13 protein-coding genes are annotated in these 16892 nt (G+C 63.5%); 3 read left to right on the forward strand and 10 right to left on the reverse strand.

The window, feature by feature from the left end:
• Window positions 1–37 precede the first annotated feature (37 nt).
• Window positions 38–502, forward strand: a complete 465-nt coding sequence (locus ACXHGZ_RS04220; protein WP_084856081.1) for an outer membrane lipoprotein — start codon at window positions 38–40, stop codon at window positions 500–502.
• A gap of 66 nt (window positions 503–568) precedes the next feature.
• Here ACXHGZ_RS04220 and nhaA read toward each other — a convergent pair whose 3' ends face one another.
• From nhaA to ACXHGZ_RS04260, 8 genes are all read right to left on the reverse strand, one after another.
• Window positions 569–1744, reverse strand: coding sequence for a Na+/H+ antiporter NhaA (nhaA, locus tag ACXHGZ_RS04225; protein WP_480462549.1), 1176 nt, complete (start codon window positions 1742–1744; stop codon window positions 569–571).
• Between the two features lie 355 nt (window positions 1745–2099).
• Window positions 2100–3713 carry an NAD(P)/FAD-dependent oxidoreductase gene (locus tag ACXHGZ_RS04230; protein ID WP_480462551.1) on the reverse strand — a complete coding sequence of 538 codons (1614 nt, stop codon included), beginning with the start codon at window positions 3711–3713 and terminating at the stop codon, window positions 2100–2102.
• 103 nt (window positions 3714–3816) lie between these two features.
• Window positions 3817–4491, reverse strand: a complete 675-nt coding sequence (locus ACXHGZ_RS04235) for a COG3650 family protein (RefSeq protein ID WP_480462553.1) — start codon at window positions 4489–4491, stop codon at window positions 3817–3819.
• Between the two features lie 379 nt (window positions 4492–4870).
• On the reverse strand, window positions 4871–5572 hold the full coding sequence (locus tag ACXHGZ_RS04240) for an ABC transporter ATP-binding protein (protein WP_043215137.1): 702 nt from the start codon (window positions 5570–5572) through the stop codon (window positions 4871–4873).
• Window positions 5573–6340 carry a high-affinity branched-chain amino acid ABC transporter ATP-binding protein LivG gene (gene livG / locus ACXHGZ_RS04245; RefSeq protein WP_084856089.1) on the reverse strand — a complete coding sequence of 256 codons (768 nt, stop codon included), beginning with the start codon at window positions 6338–6340 and terminating at the stop codon, window positions 5573–5575.
• Window positions 6337–7593 carry a high-affinity branched-chain amino acid ABC transporter permease LivM gene (locus ACXHGZ_RS04250; protein ID WP_084856091.1) on the reverse strand — a complete coding sequence of 419 codons (1257 nt, stop codon included), beginning with the start codon at window positions 7591–7593 and terminating at the stop codon, window positions 6337–6339. The genes livG and ACXHGZ_RS04250 overlap by 4 nt, the downstream gene beginning before the upstream one ends.
• The gene (gene livH / locus ACXHGZ_RS04255; protein WP_084856094.1) at window positions 7590–8513 is read right to left on the reverse strand and encodes a high-affinity branched-chain amino acid ABC transporter permease LivH; all 924 of its coding nucleotides are present in this window, start codon (window positions 8511–8513) and stop codon (window positions 7590–7592) included. Before livH ends, ACXHGZ_RS04250 begins: the two co-directional genes overlap by 4 nt.
• Before the next feature lie 186 nt (window positions 8514–8699).
• A complete protein-coding gene (locus tag ACXHGZ_RS04260; protein WP_368829693.1) occupies window positions 8700–9818 on the reverse strand; it encodes a branched-chain amino acid ABC transporter substrate-binding protein in 1119 nt (372 codons plus the stop codon).
• 356 nt (window positions 9819–10174) lie between these two features.
• On the opposite strand from ACXHGZ_RS04260, the gene ACXHGZ_RS04265 reads away from it, so the two are divergent.
• Both ACXHGZ_RS04265 and ACXHGZ_RS04270 read left to right on the forward strand, forming a co-directional pair.
• The gene (locus ACXHGZ_RS04265) at window positions 10175–10480 is read left to right on the forward strand and encodes a DUF2288 domain-containing protein (RefSeq protein WP_480462557.1); all 306 of its coding nucleotides are present in this window, start codon (window positions 10175–10177) and stop codon (window positions 10478–10480) included.
• A gap of 234 nt (window positions 10481–10714) precedes the next feature.
• Window positions 10715–11602, forward strand: coding sequence for an NAD(P)-dependent oxidoreductase (locus ACXHGZ_RS04270; RefSeq protein ID WP_084856103.1), 888 nt, complete (start codon window positions 10715–10717; stop codon window positions 11600–11602).
• Here the strand turns inward: ACXHGZ_RS04270 and ACXHGZ_RS04275 are convergent.
• Both ACXHGZ_RS04275 and rapA read right to left on the reverse strand, forming a co-directional pair.
• A complete protein-coding gene (locus ACXHGZ_RS04275; protein WP_480462559.1) occupies window positions 11502–13766 on the reverse strand; it encodes a putative bifunctional diguanylate cyclase/phosphodiesterase in 2265 nt (754 codons plus the stop codon). The two genes, ACXHGZ_RS04270 and ACXHGZ_RS04275, sit on opposite strands and share 101 nt — an antisense overlap.
• Before the next feature lie 227 nt (window positions 13767–13993).
• Window positions 13994–16840 carry an RNA polymerase-associated protein RapA gene (gene rapA / locus ACXHGZ_RS04280; RefSeq protein ID WP_480462561.1) on the reverse strand — a complete coding sequence of 949 codons (2847 nt, stop codon included), beginning with the start codon at window positions 16838–16840 and terminating at the stop codon, window positions 13994–13996.
• Window positions 16841–16892: the final 52 nt, after the last annotated feature.

The following is a 16892-nucleotide window of genomic DNA, read 5'->3' on the forward strand; positions in this document are numbered from 1 at the left end:
GGGTCTAATGGACACCTGACTTATGGAGAGTTTTCCCATGCGTAAATCCGTTTTGCTGGTGGCTAGCTTCACCACCCTGTCGCTGTTGCTCGGCGGTTGTGCGTCGAACCTGTCCGGTGACAGCTATTCCCGAGACGAGGCCCGCCGTGTACAGACCGTGCGCATGGGCACCATCGAATCCCTGCGCCCTGTGAAGATCGAGGGTACCAAGACCCCGATCGGCGGCGGTGCAGGTGCCGTGGTCGGTGGTGTGGCCGGTAGCGCCATCGGTGGCGGTCGCGGCAGCATCGTTGCCGCGGTGATCGGCGCTGTTGCTGGCGGCCTGGCAGGTTCCGCTGCCGAGGAAGGCCTGACCCGTACCCAGGGCGTGGAGATCACCGTACGTGAAGACGACGGCAGCATGCGCGCCTATGTGCAGCAAGTGCAGCAGAACGAGATCTTCCGCGTCGGCGAGCGTGTTCGCATCCTGACGGTCGATGGCACCAGCCGCGTCACCCACTGATCGGCGCAGGCAACAAAAAACCCCGACACGGCCCAGGCCGGTCGGGGTTTTTTGTTGCTCGGGCGATCAGTTGCCAGGCGACTTGTGACTGGCCATCGCGGTGATCCCATAACCGATCAGCGCAGCGAACAGCGAGCCGGTGAGGATGCCCATGCGGTCCATGCCGGCGAAGTCGCTGGCGCCGGGCACGAAGGCCAGGGAGCCGACGAACAGGCTCATGGTGAAGCCGATGCCGCACAGAACGGCCACGCCCAGCACTTGCCCCCAGTTCGCACCAGTGGGCAGTGCCGCCAGGCGCAGCTTGACGGCGATCCAGGTCAGGCCGAACACTCCGACCGTCTTGCCCAGCAGCAGGCCGATGGCGATGCCCATGGGCACCGGGTGGGTGAAGCTGTCCACGGTCATGCCAGCCAGGGATACGCCTGCGTTGGCGAAGGCGAACAAAGGCAGGATGGCATAGGCGACCCAGGGGTGCAGGGCATGTTCGAGGCGCAGCAGGGGCGACGGCTCGGCATGCTGGGTGCGCAGAGGAATGCACAGCGCCAGGGCGACACCCGCCAGGGTCGCATGCACACCGCTCTTGAGCACGCAGACCCACAGCACAAGGCCCACCAGCAGGTAGGGCGCCAGCTTCACCACGCCGAGCCGGTTCATGGCCAGCAGCGCCAGCAGGCACGCACCGGCCAGCATCAACGACAGGCTCGACAGGCTGCCGGAGTAGAACAGGGCGATGATGACGATGGCGCCCAGGTCATCGATGATCGCCAGGGTCATCAGGAACAGCTTCAATGACACCGGCACCCGCTTGCCGAGCAGTGCCAGCACGCCGAGGGCGAAGGCGATATCGGTCGCGGTGGGGATGGCCCAGCCGGCGATGGCGGTAGGGTTGTCGCGGTTGATGTACCAGTAGATCAGCGCCGGCACCAACATGCCGCCGATAGCGGCGGTGGCAGGCAGCACCACCTGCGACGGCTTGGACAGGTGGCCTTCGACGATCTCACGCTTGACCTCCAGACCGATCAGCAGGAAGAACAGCGCCATCAGGCCATCGTTGATCCACAACAGCAGTGGTTTGGCGATCTGCAGGGTGCCGACCTGGACCGCGACCGGCACATCGAGCAGCCCGCCATAGAGGTAGGCAAGCGGGGAGTTGTTGATGATCAACGCAAGTACGGCAGCGGCGATCAGCAACAGGCCTCCGGCGGCTTCCAGTTGGAGGAAACGGGAAATAAGGTTACGCACGGCCAAACGGGTCTCCATGAGCAGGTTTGGTGTTGAAAAAGATAAACCCTAGGGTGACGGCTTTGAAACCCAGATGCCCTGCGCTTTTGTCATAGGGTTTTACGGCCCGATTCGCGAAGCCTAGAGAACTTTGGGAAGTGTGATGAGGGGAATTTTCTGATTTTTGTGTGGTTTTGTAGGCACGGGCTTGCCCCGCGATCAAGGGCGAAGCCCTTGCTTGGCGACGGTGACATCGGGGCGGGCCTGATCGCAGGACAAGTCGGACCGCCGCACCGCCGCTCCCACAGGGTCCGCAAAACCAAATAGTCTTGCGTTGTTCTATGGGGAGCGGGTTGCATGTTCGATGGCCAGGTACTCAGCCATCGAGCCCCAGCATGTCACGGGCCACGGCTTCAGCGATGCGGATGCCATCGACGCCGGCGGACAGAATACCACCCGCATAACCGGCCCCTTCACCGGCCGGGTACAGGCCTTTGAGGTTCAGGCTCTGGTAGTCCGCGCCACGGGTGATGCGTACCGGCGATGAGGTGCGCGTCTCGATGCCGGTCAGCACCGCGTCGTGCAGGTTGTAGCCTTTGATCTGGCGGTCGAACGCCGGCAGGGCCTCGCGGATGGCTTCGATGGCGAAATCCGGCAGGCTGGGTGCCAGGTCGCCCAGGGTGACCCCTGGCTTGTACGAAGGCTCGACGCTGCCCAGTTCGGTGGAGGCACGGCCTGCGACGAAATCGCCGACCAGCTGTGCCGGCGCCTGGTAGTTGCTGCCGCCCATGACATAGGCATGGGCTTCCAGGCGTTCTTGCAGCTCGATCCCAGCCAGCGGGCCGCCCGGGTAGTCGCGCTCCGGGTCGATGCCGACGACGATGCCGGAGTTGGCGTTGCGCTCGTTCCGCGAATACTGGCTCATGCCGTTGGTGACGACCCGGCCTGGCTCGCTGGTGGCCGCTACCACGGTGCCGCCCGGGCACATGCAGAAGCTGTACACCGACCGACCGTTCTTGGCGTGGTACACCAGCTTGTAGTCGGCAGCGCCCAGTTTCGGGTGGCCGGCGTACTTGCCTAGGCGCGCCTTGTCGATCAGCGTCTGAGGGTGCTCGATGCGGAAACCGACCGAGAACGGCTTGGCTTCCATGTACACACCCTTGGCATGCAGCATGCGGAAGGTGTCGCGGGCACTGTGACCCAAGGCCAGGACCACGTGGCGCGAGTGCAGCTGCTCACCACTCTCCAATACCACGCCGGCCAGCTGGCCATCTTCGACCAGCAGGTCGGTGACCTTCTGCTGGAAGCGCACTTCGGCGCCCAGGGCGATCATGTCCTGGCGCATCTGCTCGACCATGCCGGTCAGGCGGAAGGTACCGATGTGCGGCTTGTTAATGTAGAGGATTTCTTCTGGCGCACCGGCCTTGACGAATTCTTCCAGGACCTTGCGCCCGTGATGGTTCGGGTCCTTGATCTGGCTGTACAGCTTGCCGTCGGAGAACGTCCCGGCGCCGCCTTCGCCGAACTGCACGTTGGACTCGGGGTTGAGCACGCTCTTGCGCCACAGGCCCCAGGTGTCCTTGGTGCGCTGACGCACTTCCTTGCCACGCTCGAGGATGATCGGCCTGAAGCCCATTTGTGCCAGCAACAGGCCTGCGAAGATGCCGCACGGGCCGAAGCCGACCACGATCGGGCGCTCCTGCAGGTCGGCCGGGGCCTGGCCGACGAACTTGTAGGTCACGTCCGGGGCTGGGCCGATGTTGCGATCATCGGCGAACTTGCGCAGCAGCTCGGCTTCGTTGCTCGCTTCCAGGTCGATGGTATAGATGAACAGCAGTTCGCTGTTCTTCTTGCGCGCGTCGTAGCTGCGCTTGAACAGGGTGAAGCCGAGCAGCTGCTCATCGGTGATGCCCAGGCGTTGCACGATGGCCTCGCGCAGCGCTTCGTCGGCGTGATCCAGGGGCAGCTTCAGTTCGGTGATTCGTAGCATGGCAGGGTCCAGTATCCCGGCCATGGGCGGCCGGCGGCTTTACACAAACCGCCAAGTATAAGCTGTTAGCTGCCTCGACTGGAGGATAAAAGCACCCAGGCGATCAGTTGTCGCGGGCACCGCCGTAGTAGCCGCAGCCTTGCAGGGTCTGGCCGTCGATGCGCAGCTCGGCGCGCAGGTGGCGCACGGCGCCGCTCATGCTGTCGACGCAGCGTTGCGGTGCGACCCACAGCTCCACGTGCTGGCCGTTGGCTTCGCTGCTCAGGGTCAGGCCGCCGCCGGGCACTTCTTCTTCGAGGAAGGGCAGGGGCAGTGGGTCTTTGCCGGGGCGCTCGATGATCATGCCCTTGCCGCTGGCCTTCACCGACCAGAACGGTTCCTGGCCATCGGCGCGCAAGGTCAGCTGCTTGAAGTTGGGGTCTTCGCAGGCGCGGGTGGAGGGTTCCAGGCGATACAGGCGTTGCACGTCGAGGCGGCCATCATTGTCGGCCTGCCTGCTGCCGGCCAGGCGCCCGCGTACGTCCGCGAATAGTTTGTCGCCTGCGTCGTCGGCCAGGTTGGCGGCCTCCTGCAACAGGCCTGTGGCACCGACGTCATTGACCACGAAACGGCGGGCTTCGGTGCACGGCTTGAACAGCAGCTTGCCACCCCCGGCGCTCAACTCGCCCTGCATGCGCAGGGTGCCGATGTTCGGGTCGGCAGGCTTGTCCGCCAGCAACTGGCAGCCCGCGAACAGCGGCAGCAGGGTGGCGAGCAGCAAGGGAGGGGTGAGGCGCATGGGGTGGACTCCGGGGGATCTTTTGCCAAGGAGCTGGCCACGTTACTCAGGCTTTGCCGGGATCACAAGTTTTCGGCCAGCATAGGCGATATAGCGGCAGGCAGAAAAAAGGGCCCGAAGGCGAATGCCTGTCAGTTAAGGCCCCATCGCCGGCAAGCCGGCTCCCACCTGTCCCGCGCTGTTTCAAAGACACCGCCATACCAGGGGAACTGGCTTGCCAGCAGACAAGCAACTCAAGACAGTTGCTCCCACCTGTCCTGCGCTGCTGTTGTAGGCACCGCGGAACCTGTGGGAGCCGGCTTGCCGGCGATGGGCTGCGAAGCAGCCCCAAATGCAAAGGCTTAAATGACTGGCATTAGCCCGAAGGCCCTTTTCCCGGTCACCCCCCAAGGTAGGCGTCGCGCACTTTCGGGTCGACCAGCAGTGCCTCGCCGGTACCCTGCATCACCACCTTGCCGTTCTCCAGTACATAGGCACGGTCGGCGATCTTCAACGCCTGGTTGGCGTTCTGCTCCACCAGGAACACCGTCACGCCGTCGCGGCGCAGCTGTTCGATGATGTCGAAGATCTGCTGGATGATGATCGGCGCAAGGCCGAGGGAGGGTTCGTCCAGCAACAACAGCTTGGGCTTGCTCATCAGCGCCCGGCCGATGGCCAGCATCTGCTGCTCGCCGCCGGACATGGTGCCGCCACGCTGCACGTAGCGCTCCTTCAGGCGAGGGAACAGCTGCAGGACCTTGTCCAACTGCTCCTGATAGTCGCCCTTGTTGGTGAAGAAGCCGCCCATCGCCAGGTTCTCCTCCACGGTCAGGCGGGCGAACACACGGCGGCCTTCCGGCACGACCGCGATACTCTTGCGCATGATGTGCGAGGAGGGCTGGCCGACCAGTTCCTCACCCAGGTACTTGATGCTGCCGCTGTGTGCCTGGGGCGAGCCGCAGAGGGTCATCAGCAATGTCGACTTGCCGGCGCCGTTGGCGCCGATCAGGGTGACGATCTCGCCCTGGTTGATCTCCACGTTGACGCTGTGCAGCGCCTGGATCTTGCCGTAGAAGGTGGAAACGTTCTCGAACTTCAGCATTTACGCCTCCCCCAGGTAGGCCTTGATCACATCAGGGTTGCCGCGAATCTCTTCCGGCGTACCGTCGGCCAGGGGCGTGCCCTGGTTGATCACCACGATGTGGTCGGAAATGCTCATCACCAGCTTCATGTCGTGCTCGATCAGCAGCACGGTCACGTTGTGGGATTCGCGCAGGTAGGCGATCAGGGCCTTGAGGTCCTCGGTCTCCTTGGGGTTCAGGCCGGCGGCTGGTTCGTCGAGCATGATGATCCGGGGCTGGGTCATCATGCAGCGGGCGATTTCCAGGCGGCGCTGCTGGCCGTAGGCCAGGGTGCCGGCGGTACGGTTGGCGAACTCGGTCAGGTTGACCTTCTCCAGCCAGTACTGCGCGCGCTCCATGGCCTCTTTCTCGCTGCGGCGGAAGCTCGGCGTCTTGAACAGGCCGGCGAAGAAGTTGGTGTTCAGGTGGCGGTGCTGGGCGATCAGCAGGTTCTCCAGCGCGGTCATCTCCTTGAACAGGCGCACGTTCTGGAAGGTCCGCACCACGCCCTTGCGGGCGATCTGGTGCCCGGCCAGGCCCTGGATCGGCTGGCCATCGAGCAGGATGGTGCCGCCGCTGGGCTTGTAGAAGCCGGTCAGGCAGTTGAACACGGTGGTCTTGCCGGCACCGTTGGGGCCGATCAATGCCACCACCTGTTTTTCCTTGACGGTCAGGCCCACGCCATTCACCGCCAACAAGCCGCCGAAGCGCATGCTCAGGCCGCTGACTTGCAGAATTTCGCGGCTCATCGACGCAGCTCCATATGGGGACGTTGCATGGGCAGCAGGCCCTGCGGACGCCAGATCATCATCAATACCATCAGCGCACCGAACATCAGCATGCGGTACTCGCTGAACTCACGCATCAGCTCCGGCAGCAGGATCATCACGATGGCCGCGAGGATCACGCCCAGCTGAGAGCCCATGCCGCCGAGCACGACGATGGCGAGGATGATCGCCGACTCGATGAAGGTGAACGACTCCGGTGTCACCAGCCCTTGGCGGGCAGCGAAGAAGCTGCCGGCGAAACCGGCGAAGCAGGCACCCAGGGTGAAGGCCGACAGCTTGATCACGGTCGGGTTCAGGCCCAGTGCACGGCAGGCGATCTCGTCCTCGCGCAGCGCTTCCCAGGCGCGGCCGATCGGCATGCGCAGCAGGCGGTTGATCACGAACAGCGCCAGCAACGCCAGCAACAGGGCGACCAGGTAGAGGAAGATCACCTTGTTGATCGAGTTGTACTGCAGGCCGAAGAACTCGTGGAAGGTCTGCATCCCTTCGGCAGCGCGACGTTCGAAGGTCAGGCCGAAGAAGGTCGGCTTCTCGATGTTGCTGATGCCGTTGGGGCCACCGGTCAGGCCGGTGAGGTTACGCAGGAACAGGCGGATGATCTCGCCAAAGCCCAGGGTCACGATCGCCAGGTAGTCACCCCGCAGGCGCAGCACCGGGAAGCCGAGCAGGAAGCCGAAGGTCGCAGCCATCAGGCCGGCGATCGGCAGGCAGATCCAGAAGCTCAGGCCGAAGTAGTGCGACAGCAGGGCGTAGCTGTAGGCGCCGACGGCGTAGAAACCGACGTAGCCCAGGTCCAGCAGGCCCGCCAGCCCCACCACGATGTTCAGGCCAAGGCCCAGCAACACATAGATGAGGATCAGCGTGGCGATGTCGACCGCGCCCCGCGAACCGAAGAACGGCCAGACCAGTGCCACCACGATCAGGCCCATGATGACCCAACGCTGGGTCTTGGGCAGGGTCAGGTAGTTGGTGACCGACGCAGGGATCAGCTTGCGCTCCGAGCGGCCGCGCATCGCTGCGCTCCACTGTTTGTCGAACAGCACTCGCAGGAACATCAACACTGAGCAGATGGCGATGATCGAGAGGGTGAACGGCCCCTGGCTGTGTACCACCAGGTTGATGCCGTCGATGCTGAGTTTCAGGCCAAGCACCGGGAACGCCACGGCCCAGACCAGGGCGACGCTGAACAGCGCCTGTTTGAGATTTCTGTTCATACTTTTTCAACCTCCGGACGGCCCAGGATGCCGGTCGGCCGGAACAGCAGGACAAGAACCAAGAGCCCGAATGCCACCACGTCCTTGTACTGGTCGCCGAAGATGTCGGCGCCGAAGGCTTCGGCCACGCCCAGCACCAGGCCACCGAGCATGGCGCCCGGGATGCTGCCGATGCCCCCCAGAACCGCTGCGGTGAAGGCCTTCAGGCCTACCAGGAAACCGGCGTTGGGGTTGATCACGCCGTACTGCATGCTCAGCAGCACGGCCGCCACCGCCGCCAGCGCGGCACCGATGACGAAGGTCAGGGCGATGATGTTGTTGGTGTTGATGCCCAGCAGGTTGGCCATCTTGATGTCCTCGGCACAGGCACGGCAGGCGCGGCCCAGGCGGGAACGGGAGATGAACAGGGTGAGGCAGGTCATGGCCACCAGGGTGACCACGAATACCAGGATCTGCATGTAGGACACCAGGACTTCCTCGGCACCGCCTGGCCCGAAGGAGATGGAGCCGGGGATCAGGTTGGGGATGGACTTGTCCTTGGAATCCTGCGAAAGCAGGACGGTGTTCTGCAGGAAGATCGACATGCCGATGGCGGAAATCAGCGGGATCAGGCGGTTGCTGTTGCGCAGGGGGCGGTAGGCAACCCGTTCGATACTGTAGCCATAGGCACTGGTAACGACGATGGTGGCGATGAAGGCCACGGTCATCAGCAGGGGCAGCGAATCGATACCCATCATGGCCAGGCCCGCCAGGGCGATGAAGGCCACGTAGGATCCGATCATGTACACCTCGCCGTGGGCGAAGTTGATCATGCCGATGATGCCGTACACCATGGTGTAGCCGATGGCGATCAAGGCATAGGTGCTGCCGATGGTCAATCCATTAACCAGTTGTTGGAAGAAATGGTAGATCTCAGGCATTACAGCGCTCCTAAAAACCTGATTTGCATTTCACTGGCAGGGGGTACGGCCAGGAAACCGCGGGTGACGGTTTTAAGATTTTCAGGTGAACCCGCCCCCGGATCGCGGGGATCAGGCCCATGAACCTCGTAAAACAAAGCCCACTGCTCGCACAGTGGGCTTCTCGGTCAGCTATTAGTCACGCAGTTACTGAGGGGAGACTTCGGTCTTCGGCTTGCCGAAGTGCCATTCGTAGACCACGAACTTGAAGTCCTTGAGGTCGCCCTTGTCGTCGAACGACAGGTCGCCGGTCGGGGTCTTGAAGGTGCCCTTGTGGATTTCCGCGGCCACTTTCTCGGCGTCGTCGCTGGTGCCGGCGGCCTTGATGCCGTCAGCGATCACCTGGACGGCGGAGTAGGCCGGGAACACGAACGGACCGCTCGGGTCCTTGCCGTCGGCCTTGATGGCATCGACGATGGCCTTGTTCGCCGGGTCGGCGTCGAAGGACTTGGGCAGGGTGACCAGCAGGCCTTCGGAGGCGTTCTGGGCGATCTGCGAGATGGAGTCGTTGCCGACGCCTTCCGGGCCCATGAACTTGGCTTTCAGGCCTTTCTCCTGGGCTTGGCGCAGGATCAGGCCCAGCTCTGGGTGGTAGCCGCCGTAGTAGACGAAGTCGACGTTGTTCTGCTTGAGCTTCTGGATGATCGAGGAGAAGTCCTTGTCACCGGCGTTCAGGCCTTCGAAGACCGCGACCTTGACGTTCTTGCCTTCCAGGGTCTGCTTGACCGCGGTGGCGATGCCCTCGCCGTACTGCTGCTTGTCGTGCAGGACCGCGACGACCTTCGGCTTGACGTGGTCGGCGATGTAGTTGCCGGCGGCCGGGCCTTGGGCGCTGTCCAGGCCGATGGTGCGGAACACCAGCTTGTAGCCACGGGCGGTGATTTCCGGGCTGGTGGCGGCCGGGGTGATCATGATCACGCCTTCGTCTTCGTAGATGTCGGACGCAGGCTGGGTGGAGCTGGAGCACAGGTGGCCGACCACGAACTTGACGCCATCGTTGACCACTTTGTTGGCGACGGCCACGGCCTGTTTAGGGTCGCACGCGTCGTCGTATTCCTTGGCTTCGAGCATCTTGCCGTCGATGCCGCCCTTGGCGTTGATGTCCTTGATGGCCTGCTTGGCGCCAACGAACTGCATGTCGCCATACTGGGTGACCGGGCCGGTCTTGGGCCCGGCGATACCGATCTTGATGGTATCGGCGGCAAACGAATGGCTGGCAACCCCGGCCAGTACCATTGCGGCGAACAGCTTGGAAATCTTGATCATAGTGCTCCACTCATTCTGTTGTAATTCTTATAGTCCTGGCGGCCAGGGCTACAGATCGGGCGGTCTCCGGCACGGCTACGCCATGTCGCAAGCCCACCTTCCCCGGAACATGTCCCGGAACTGTACCGGTACAGTGTAGAGCGCCCTTCGAGCGCTTGAAAAGCGGGCGAAAAGTGCCAGTTTCCCAGGGTGTCGCCTGATCGAAACAAAGATACAGAAAAGCGCCATTACTTTGCCTGCATCCTTGGCCCCGCCCCACAACTTCGGGGTTAATCGATCAAATTACATATTTGAAACCGGGTTTTTCTGCAAAAATGCCGGCCTTTTTTCATGGCCGAATTTTTGTGGAGAACCCCATGACCGATCAAGCAAGCACCCTCTATGCCAAATTGCTCGGCGAAACGGCGACCATCGAGTGGAAGGCACTGGAACGTTTCTGGGCGAAGGGTGATCTGATTTGGGTGGACCCGAGCCTGGACCTCATCGCAGTTGCCGAGGCAATGGCCGAGAATCGCAGCGAGATCTTCGCCAAGTGGCGTAATGATGGCACTGTCGCGCCGGTATCCGCGGAGCAGGCGCTAGACATTCAGAGCCGTGATCCGGTGATTTGGGCGGTGGTGGTTTCGCCGTTCGTGGTGATGCAAGAAAAGAAAACCCAGTGACGCTGCGCCGTTTTGGTGCGTAAAAACGCACAGCGCAGTGGGGGCGAATGCTTGCCGACGTTCAGCCAAGGTGGCCGTTGGTAACAATCGCTGGGAATTCGGCACTGCGGTAACAGTTTACGGTATGCGTAATGAAGCTGGCTCGTTGCGCTTGCGCCCTGTGTGCCATGCGCGACAGCGCAGCGATGTATGATCGGCCTCCGTGCTTCCTGTTCATCTGTTATGGAGTCGCTCATGAGTACTGCATTGCCTACGCTGGGGTTTGCCGGGATCGGCCTGATGGGTTTGCCGATGTGTCGGCGCTTGCTGGCGGCGGGTTACCCCTTGGTGGTATGGAACCGCAGCCCTGAAAAATGTGCCGGGCTGGTAGCGGCCGGGGCACGGCTGGCCGCAACCCCTGCCGACTTGTGCCGCGACACTGACATGGTGTTGTTGTGCCTGGCCGATACGTCGGTGGTGCGCGAAGTGGTGTTCGGTGAGGGAGGGGTGGCCGAAGGTGGGCGCCAGGGGCAGTTGCTGGTGGACTTCTCCAGCCTGGAGCCAACCGCTACCCGCGAAATGGCGGCCGAACTGGCGGCGTTGTGCGGCATGGCCTGGCTGGATGCCCCGGTTTCCGGAGGCACGCCTGGGGCCGAGGCGGGCACCCTGGCGATCATGGTGGGCGGCGAGGCGGGTGACCTGGAACGGGCTCGCCCGGTGCTGCTGACGCTCGGGCAGCGGGTGACCCATATGGGTGCAGTCGGCGCAGGCCAAGTGACCAAGGCCTGCAACCAGATGATCGTCGCCTGCAATGCGTTGGTGATTGCCGAGGTGGTGGCCCTGGCCGAGCAGTCTGGCGTGGATGCACGACTGATCGCCGAAGCCCTGGCCGGCGGTTTCGCCGATTCCAAGCCATTGCAGATCCTGGCGCCGCAGATGGCCGAGAGCCGCTTCGAACCGATCAAGTGGCATGTACGCACCTTGCTCAAGGACCTGGACACTGCAGTGAAGTTTTCCCGCGAGCAGGGTTCGGCGACGCCGGTCAGTGGCCTTGCCGCGCAACTGATGCGCTTGCATGGTAGCCAGGGGTATCTGCAAAAAGATCCAGCGACCCTGGTCGAACTGTATCGCAACAAGGGTTGAAGCCTACGGCCTGGCGCTCGAGGCGGTCGAGGGTCGAGCGCAGCTCGGCCAGCGCCACCGGGCGGCTGAGCAGGTAGCCCTGCAGGTAGTCGCAACCATGGGCGGCGAGGAACGCGTGTTGTTCGAGGGTCTCGACGCCTTCGGTTACCACTTGCAGGTGCAGGGTATGGGCCATGACGATGATGGCCTGGACGATCTCGCGGTCTTTCTGGCTGCCGGGCACTTCCTGGATGAACGAACGATCGATCTTCAGCACATCCAGAGGCAGGCGCTTGAGGTAGGCCAGCGATGAGTACCCGGTGCCGAAATCATCGATCGACAAGGCAACACCCTGTGCGCGTACCCGCTTGAGCAAGCTGACGACCCGCTGGATATCGCCCATCAGCGCATTCTCGGTGACCTCCAACTCCAGGTGCCTTGGGGCCAGGCCCGCCTCGAACAAGGCCATTTCCACTTCGTTGGGCAGTTCTTCCCGGCCCAGGGTCACGGCCGAACAGTTGACCGTGACCTTGAGCTCGGCATGGCCTTGGCGATGGAGCGAGGCCAGGTCCTGGCAGGCACGGCGCAACACCCACAAGTCGAGGTCGGCGATCAGGCCATTGGCCTCGGCGATACCGATGAAGCGATCCGGGCTCAGCAGGCCGTGTTGGGGGTGTTGCCAGCGTACCAGGGCTTCCAGCTTGGCCACCTGGCCGTTGTGCAGGTCGAAGATCGGCTGGTAGTGCACGCACAGGCCGCGCTCCTCGAGCAGGGCGACCCGCAACTCCTCCTCCAGTTGCAACTCCAGAGTCGCGCGGGTCTTCAAGCCGTTATTGAAGAAGTTCAGGCTGTTGCGACCGCAACCTTTGGACTGGTACAGCGCAAGGTCGGCGTTCTTGAGCAGTTCCTCGGCGGTGCGCCCGTCATCGGGGAAGATGCTGATGCCGATGCTGGTGGTCATGACCATGCGTCGCCCCCCCAGGTCGATCGGGTCCTTCATCCGCTGCATGATGCGTTGCGCCAGATGGCGTGCCTCGTCACGGCTGTTGAGGCTGGTGACGATGCAGAACTCGTCGCCACCGAAGCGCGCCACCACGTCGTGGTTGCGGGTGGCGGCCTTGATATGGCCGGCAATCACTTTGAGCAACTCATCGCCCGCCGCATGGCCCAGGCTGTCATTGATGCGCTTGAAGTGGTCGATATCCAAAAACATCACAGCCAGCATGCGCTCATTGGCGGAAAGTTCGGCCAGGCGTTCGGCGAATACCTGGTTGAACCCGCGACGATTGACCAGGTTGGTCAGGGCATCGTAGTGAGCCGCCTGTTGCAGGGATGCGCGCGCTTGGTCCAGTTGGCTGAGCAGCACGTTGACCCGGCGCAGGTCATGTTCCTTGCTTTGCAGCTTACGGTCTGCCAGGGCGGCACTGATGCTGCTGCCGCTGATCAACAGCGTGATGAAGGCCACGGTCAGGGCCAATTGCAGGCTGTTGTCGGTAGTGGGCAAGTGCAGGGGGCTGCCGGCGGGCGCCACCAAGGTCATGGCGGCCATGCTGGCGAAGTGGGTCAGCAGCAGGCCGCCGCCCAGGAGCAGGCTGGCCGCGTATTTGCCGGCCAGGTGCAGGGTACCGCTGCCCTTGCTGATAGCGCGCGCCATCAGCAAGGCCGCCAGGCTGGCGGCGATGGCGATGCCCAGCGAAGCCAATGATAGTTCCGGGTGGTAGTACGGGCGAGCGCTGGTATTGAGCGCAGCCATGCCCACGTAGTGCATCACCGTGATGCCCAGCCCGATGAGCAGTGCGCCTTGCACATAATGGCGAGGGCGCATGTCGACACGGTCGAGGCTGTTCATCGCCAGCCAGGCAGCGAGCAGGGCGACGAGCAGCGACAAGCCGGTCAGGGGGACGTCGTAACGCACTTCCACCGGTGCTTGCAGGGCCAGTGTACTGGTGAAGTGCAGCGCCCAAATGCCCGCCGCCAGGCAGCAAGCGCCCAGTACGCGCCACTGTCGACGAGCGGTGGGGTCTTCGCTCTGGCTCTGACGCTCGGTCATGTCCAGGGTCGCGAAGCAGGCGATGCACGCGATCCCATAGGCAAGCAGCACCAGGAGGGGGTCGTGGCGGCAGTCCAGGATGATTTGGCCGGTTGTCGGCAGGGTGTCGAACAGGTGCAGTCCCAACCACTCCATTGCTCGCCTCTTCGTCGAGTTCTCACTCGTCCCCAAAAAGCCGGAGGAGACCGTTCAGCAGCAGTATAGGAATGGGAGTTCAAGCCAGCCTGGTTAATGGCATTTTGATTTCAACCATTTGGATATTGGCTTGATAGCGCGATGTTCTAAGGCCGAAGGGGCGCCTTGCGCCCCTTTCGCGGCACAAGGCCGCGATGGGCTGCAAAGCAGCCCTTGTTACCGTGCCATCAGCCCGCGACCAATACGCGGATCGCCTCCAGGCGCAGGGCGGCCTTGTCGAGCATGGCCAGCCCGTCTTCACGTTGCTTGCGCAGGGCCTCGATCTCGCTGTCGCGCACGCTTGGGTTGACGGCCTTGAGCGCAGTCAGGCGGGCAAGCTCCTCGTCGGCCTGCGCTGCCAGGCGGCGCTGGGCCTCGGCCACGCGTTCGATGTGGGTCGGCAGGACCTTGGCCTCGCCGTCGGCGATACGTTTGGCCAGCACGTCGCGTTGGGCCTGGACGAACTTGTTGGCGCTGGCCTTGGGCACGCTTTCCAGCTGGTCGTTGAGGGTTTCGAACGCCACGCGTGGGGCCAGGTCGTTGCCGTTGGCATCGAGCAGGCAGCGCAGGGCGGCCGGAGGCAGGTAGCGGCCCAGCTGCAGGCTGCGCGGGGCTACCACCTCGCTGACATAGAGCAGCTCGAGCAGCACGGTGCCGGGTTTGAGCGCCTTGTTCTTGATCAGCGCCACGGCAGTGTTGCCCATGGAGCCGGACAGCACCAGGTCCATGCCGCCCTGGACCATCGGGTGTTCCCAGGTCAGGAACTGCATGTCCTCGCGCGACAGCGCCTGGTTGCGGTCGTAGGTGATGGTCACGCCTTCGTCGTCGCCCAGCGGGAAGCTGGCGTCGAGCATCTTCTCGCTCGGCTTGAGGATCAGGGCGTTTTCCGAATGGTCTTCGCTGTCGATGCCGAAGGCATCGAACAGGGTTTCCATGTAGATCGGCAGGGCGAACTGGTCGTCCTGCTCGAGGATCGCCTCGACCAGCGCCTGGCCTTCGCCGGCACCGCCGGAGTTGAGCTCCAGCAAGCGGTCGCGGCCGGTGTGCAACTCGGCTTCCAGGCGTTCGCGCTCGGTTCGTGCCTCGCCCACCAGCGTATCCCAGGCCTTGGCCTCGCCGCCCTCGAGCAGTGCCAGCAGGCGGGGGCCGAACTGGTGTTGCAACGCGTTGCCGGTCGGGCAGGTATTGAGGAACGCGTTCAGGCCCAGGTGGTACCACTGGAACAGGCGCTCTTGCGGGCTGTCCTGCAGGTAGGGGATATGCAGCTCGATGGTGTGCTTCTGGCCGATCCGGTCAAGGCGGCCGATACGCTGTTCGAGCAGGTCCGGGTGTGCCGGCAGGTCGAACATCACCAGGTGATGGGCGAACTGGAAGTTGCGGCCTTCGCTGCCGATTTCCGAACAGATCAGGACCTGGGCACCGAATTCCTCGTCGGCGAAGTAGGCCGCGGCGCGGTCGCGCTCGAGGATGCTCATGCCTTCATGGAAGACCGTGGCCGGAATACCGGAGCGCACGCGCAGGGCGTCTTCCAGGTCCATGGCGGTTTCGGCATGGGCGCAGATCACCAGGACCTTGGTGCGCTTGAGCATCTTCAGGGTGTCGATCAGCCAGTCCACCCGCGGGTCGAAACGCCACCAGCGTTCGTCGTCGCCAGCCTCGCCCTGGGCCTGGAAGGCCACTTCCGGGTACAGCTCGGCTCGCTCGCCGCTCGGCAGGTCGACGTATTGCTGCGGGTTGGGCAGTGGGTAGGGGTGCAATTGGCGCTCGGGGAAGCCCTGGATCGCGGCACGGGTGTTACGGAACAGCACGCGGCCGGTGCCGTGGCGGTCGAGCAGTTCGCGGATCAGGCGAGCGCTGGCCTGGCTGTCGCCGTCGCTGACCGCGCCCAGCAGGGCTTCGCCCTCGGCGCCGAGGAAACCGGCAATGGTGGCGTGGGCCTTGGGCGACAGGCGGCCTTCGTCGAGCAGTTCCTGGACGGCCTCTGCCACCGGGCGATAGTGCTCGCTTTCGGCGCGGAAGGCGGCCAGGTCATGGAAGCGGTTGGGGTCGAGCAAGCGCAGGCGGGCGAAGTGGCTGTCCTGGCCCAGCTGCTCGGGCGTGGCGGTGAGCAACAGCACGCCGGGGATGACCTGGGCCAGTTGTTCGACCAGGGCATATTCCGGGCTGGCCTGTTCTTCGTGCCAGACCAGGTGGTGGGCTTCGTCGACCACCATCAAGTCCCAGCCCGCCGCGAACAGGGCGTCCTGGGCTTTCTCGTCGTCCACCAGCCATTCCAGCGCCACCAGGGCGAGCTGGGCGTCCTCGAAGGGGTTGCTGGCATCGCTTTCGACGAAGCGCTCGGCATCGAACAGTGCCACCTGCAGGTTGAAGCGGCGGCGCATTTCCACCAGCCACTGGTGCTGGAGGTTTTCCGGTACCAGGATCAGCACGCGGCTGGCGCGGCCATTGAGCAACTGGCGGTGGATCACCAGGCCGGCTTCGATGGTCTTGCCCAGGCCCACTTCATCGGCCAGCAATACGCGCGGGGCGATCCGGTCGGCGACCTCGCGGGCGATGTGCAACTGGTGGGCGATAGGTTGCGCACGGCAGCCCCCCAGGCCCCAGAGCGTCGACAGCATCTGCTTGCTGGTGTGTTGCAGGGTGTTGTAGCGCAGGGAGAACCAGGACAACGGGTCGATCTGCCCGGCGAACAGGCGGTCGCTGGCCAGGCGGAACTGGATGAAGTTGGAGAGCTGGGTCTCCGGCAGTACGCGGGCTTGGTTCTGCCCGTCGAGGCCGTGGTAGACCAGCAGCCCATCGGCATCCTCGACTTCGCGCACGGTCAGCTTCCAGCCTTCGAAATGCGTGATCTGGTCGCCTGGCGAGAAACGCACACGGGTCAGCGGCGCATTGCGCAGGGAATACTGGCGGGTGTCGCCAGTGGCCGGGTAGAGCACGGTCAATAGGCGGCCATCCTGCGCCAGGATGGTACCCAGGCCGAGCTCGGCTTCGCTGTCGCTGATCCAGCGTTGCCCCGGTTGATACTGCTGCGCCATACTGCCTGAACTCCCGCGATGAAAAAGCCGACTATGTTAACGGATAGGGGCC

The organism is Pseudomonas shiyinii (genome assembly GCF_056725765.1).

What these genes read in the sequence shown, in the direction of transcription:
- ACXHGZ_RS04260 (WP_368829693.1), bottom strand. Translation starts at nt 9,818, where the DNA reads ATGATCAAGATTTCCAAGCTGTTCGCCGCAATGGTACTGGCCGGGGTT.
- ACXHGZ_RS04220 (WP_084856081.1), top strand. Translation starts at nt 38, where the DNA reads ATGCGTAAATCCGTTTTGCTGGTGGCTAGCTTCACCACCCTGTCGCTG.
- livH (WP_084856094.1), bottom strand. Translation starts at nt 8,513, where the DNA reads ATGCCTGAGATCTACCATTTCTTCCAACAACTGGTTAATGGATTGACC.
- ACXHGZ_RS04230 (WP_480462551.1), bottom strand. Translation starts at nt 3,713, where the DNA reads ATGCTACGAATCACCGAACTGAAGCTGCCCCTGGATCACGCCGACGAA.
- ACXHGZ_RS04270 (WP_084856103.1), top strand. Translation starts at nt 10,715, where the DNA reads ATGAGTACTGCATTGCCTACGCTGGGGTTTGCCGGGATCGGCCTGATG.
- ACXHGZ_RS04265 (WP_480462557.1), top strand. Translation starts at nt 10,175, where the DNA reads ATGACCGATCAAGCAAGCACCCTCTATGCCAAATTGCTCGGCGAAACG.
- ACXHGZ_RS04250 (WP_084856091.1), bottom strand. Translation starts at nt 7,593, where the DNA reads ATGAACAGAAATCTCAAACAGGCGCTGTTCAGCGTCGCCCTGGTCTGG.
- rapA (WP_480462561.1), bottom strand. Translation starts at nt 16,840, where the DNA reads ATGGCGCAGCAGTATCAACCGGGGCAACGCTGGATCAGCGACAGCGAA.
- ACXHGZ_RS04275 (WP_480462559.1), bottom strand. Translation starts at nt 13,766, where the DNA reads ATGGAGTGGTTGGGACTGCACCTGTTCGACACCCTGCCGACAACCGGC.
- ACXHGZ_RS04240 (WP_043215137.1), bottom strand. Translation starts at nt 5,572, where the DNA reads ATGCTGAAGTTCGAGAACGTTTCCACCTTCTACGGCAAGATCCAGGCG.
- ACXHGZ_RS04235 (WP_480462553.1), bottom strand. Translation starts at nt 4,491, where the DNA reads ATGCGCCTCACCCCTCCCTTGCTGCTCGCCACCCTGCTGCCGCTGTTC.
- livG (WP_084856089.1), bottom strand. Translation starts at nt 6,340, where the DNA reads ATGAGCCGCGAAATTCTGCAAGTCAGCGGCCTGAGCATGCGCTTCGGC.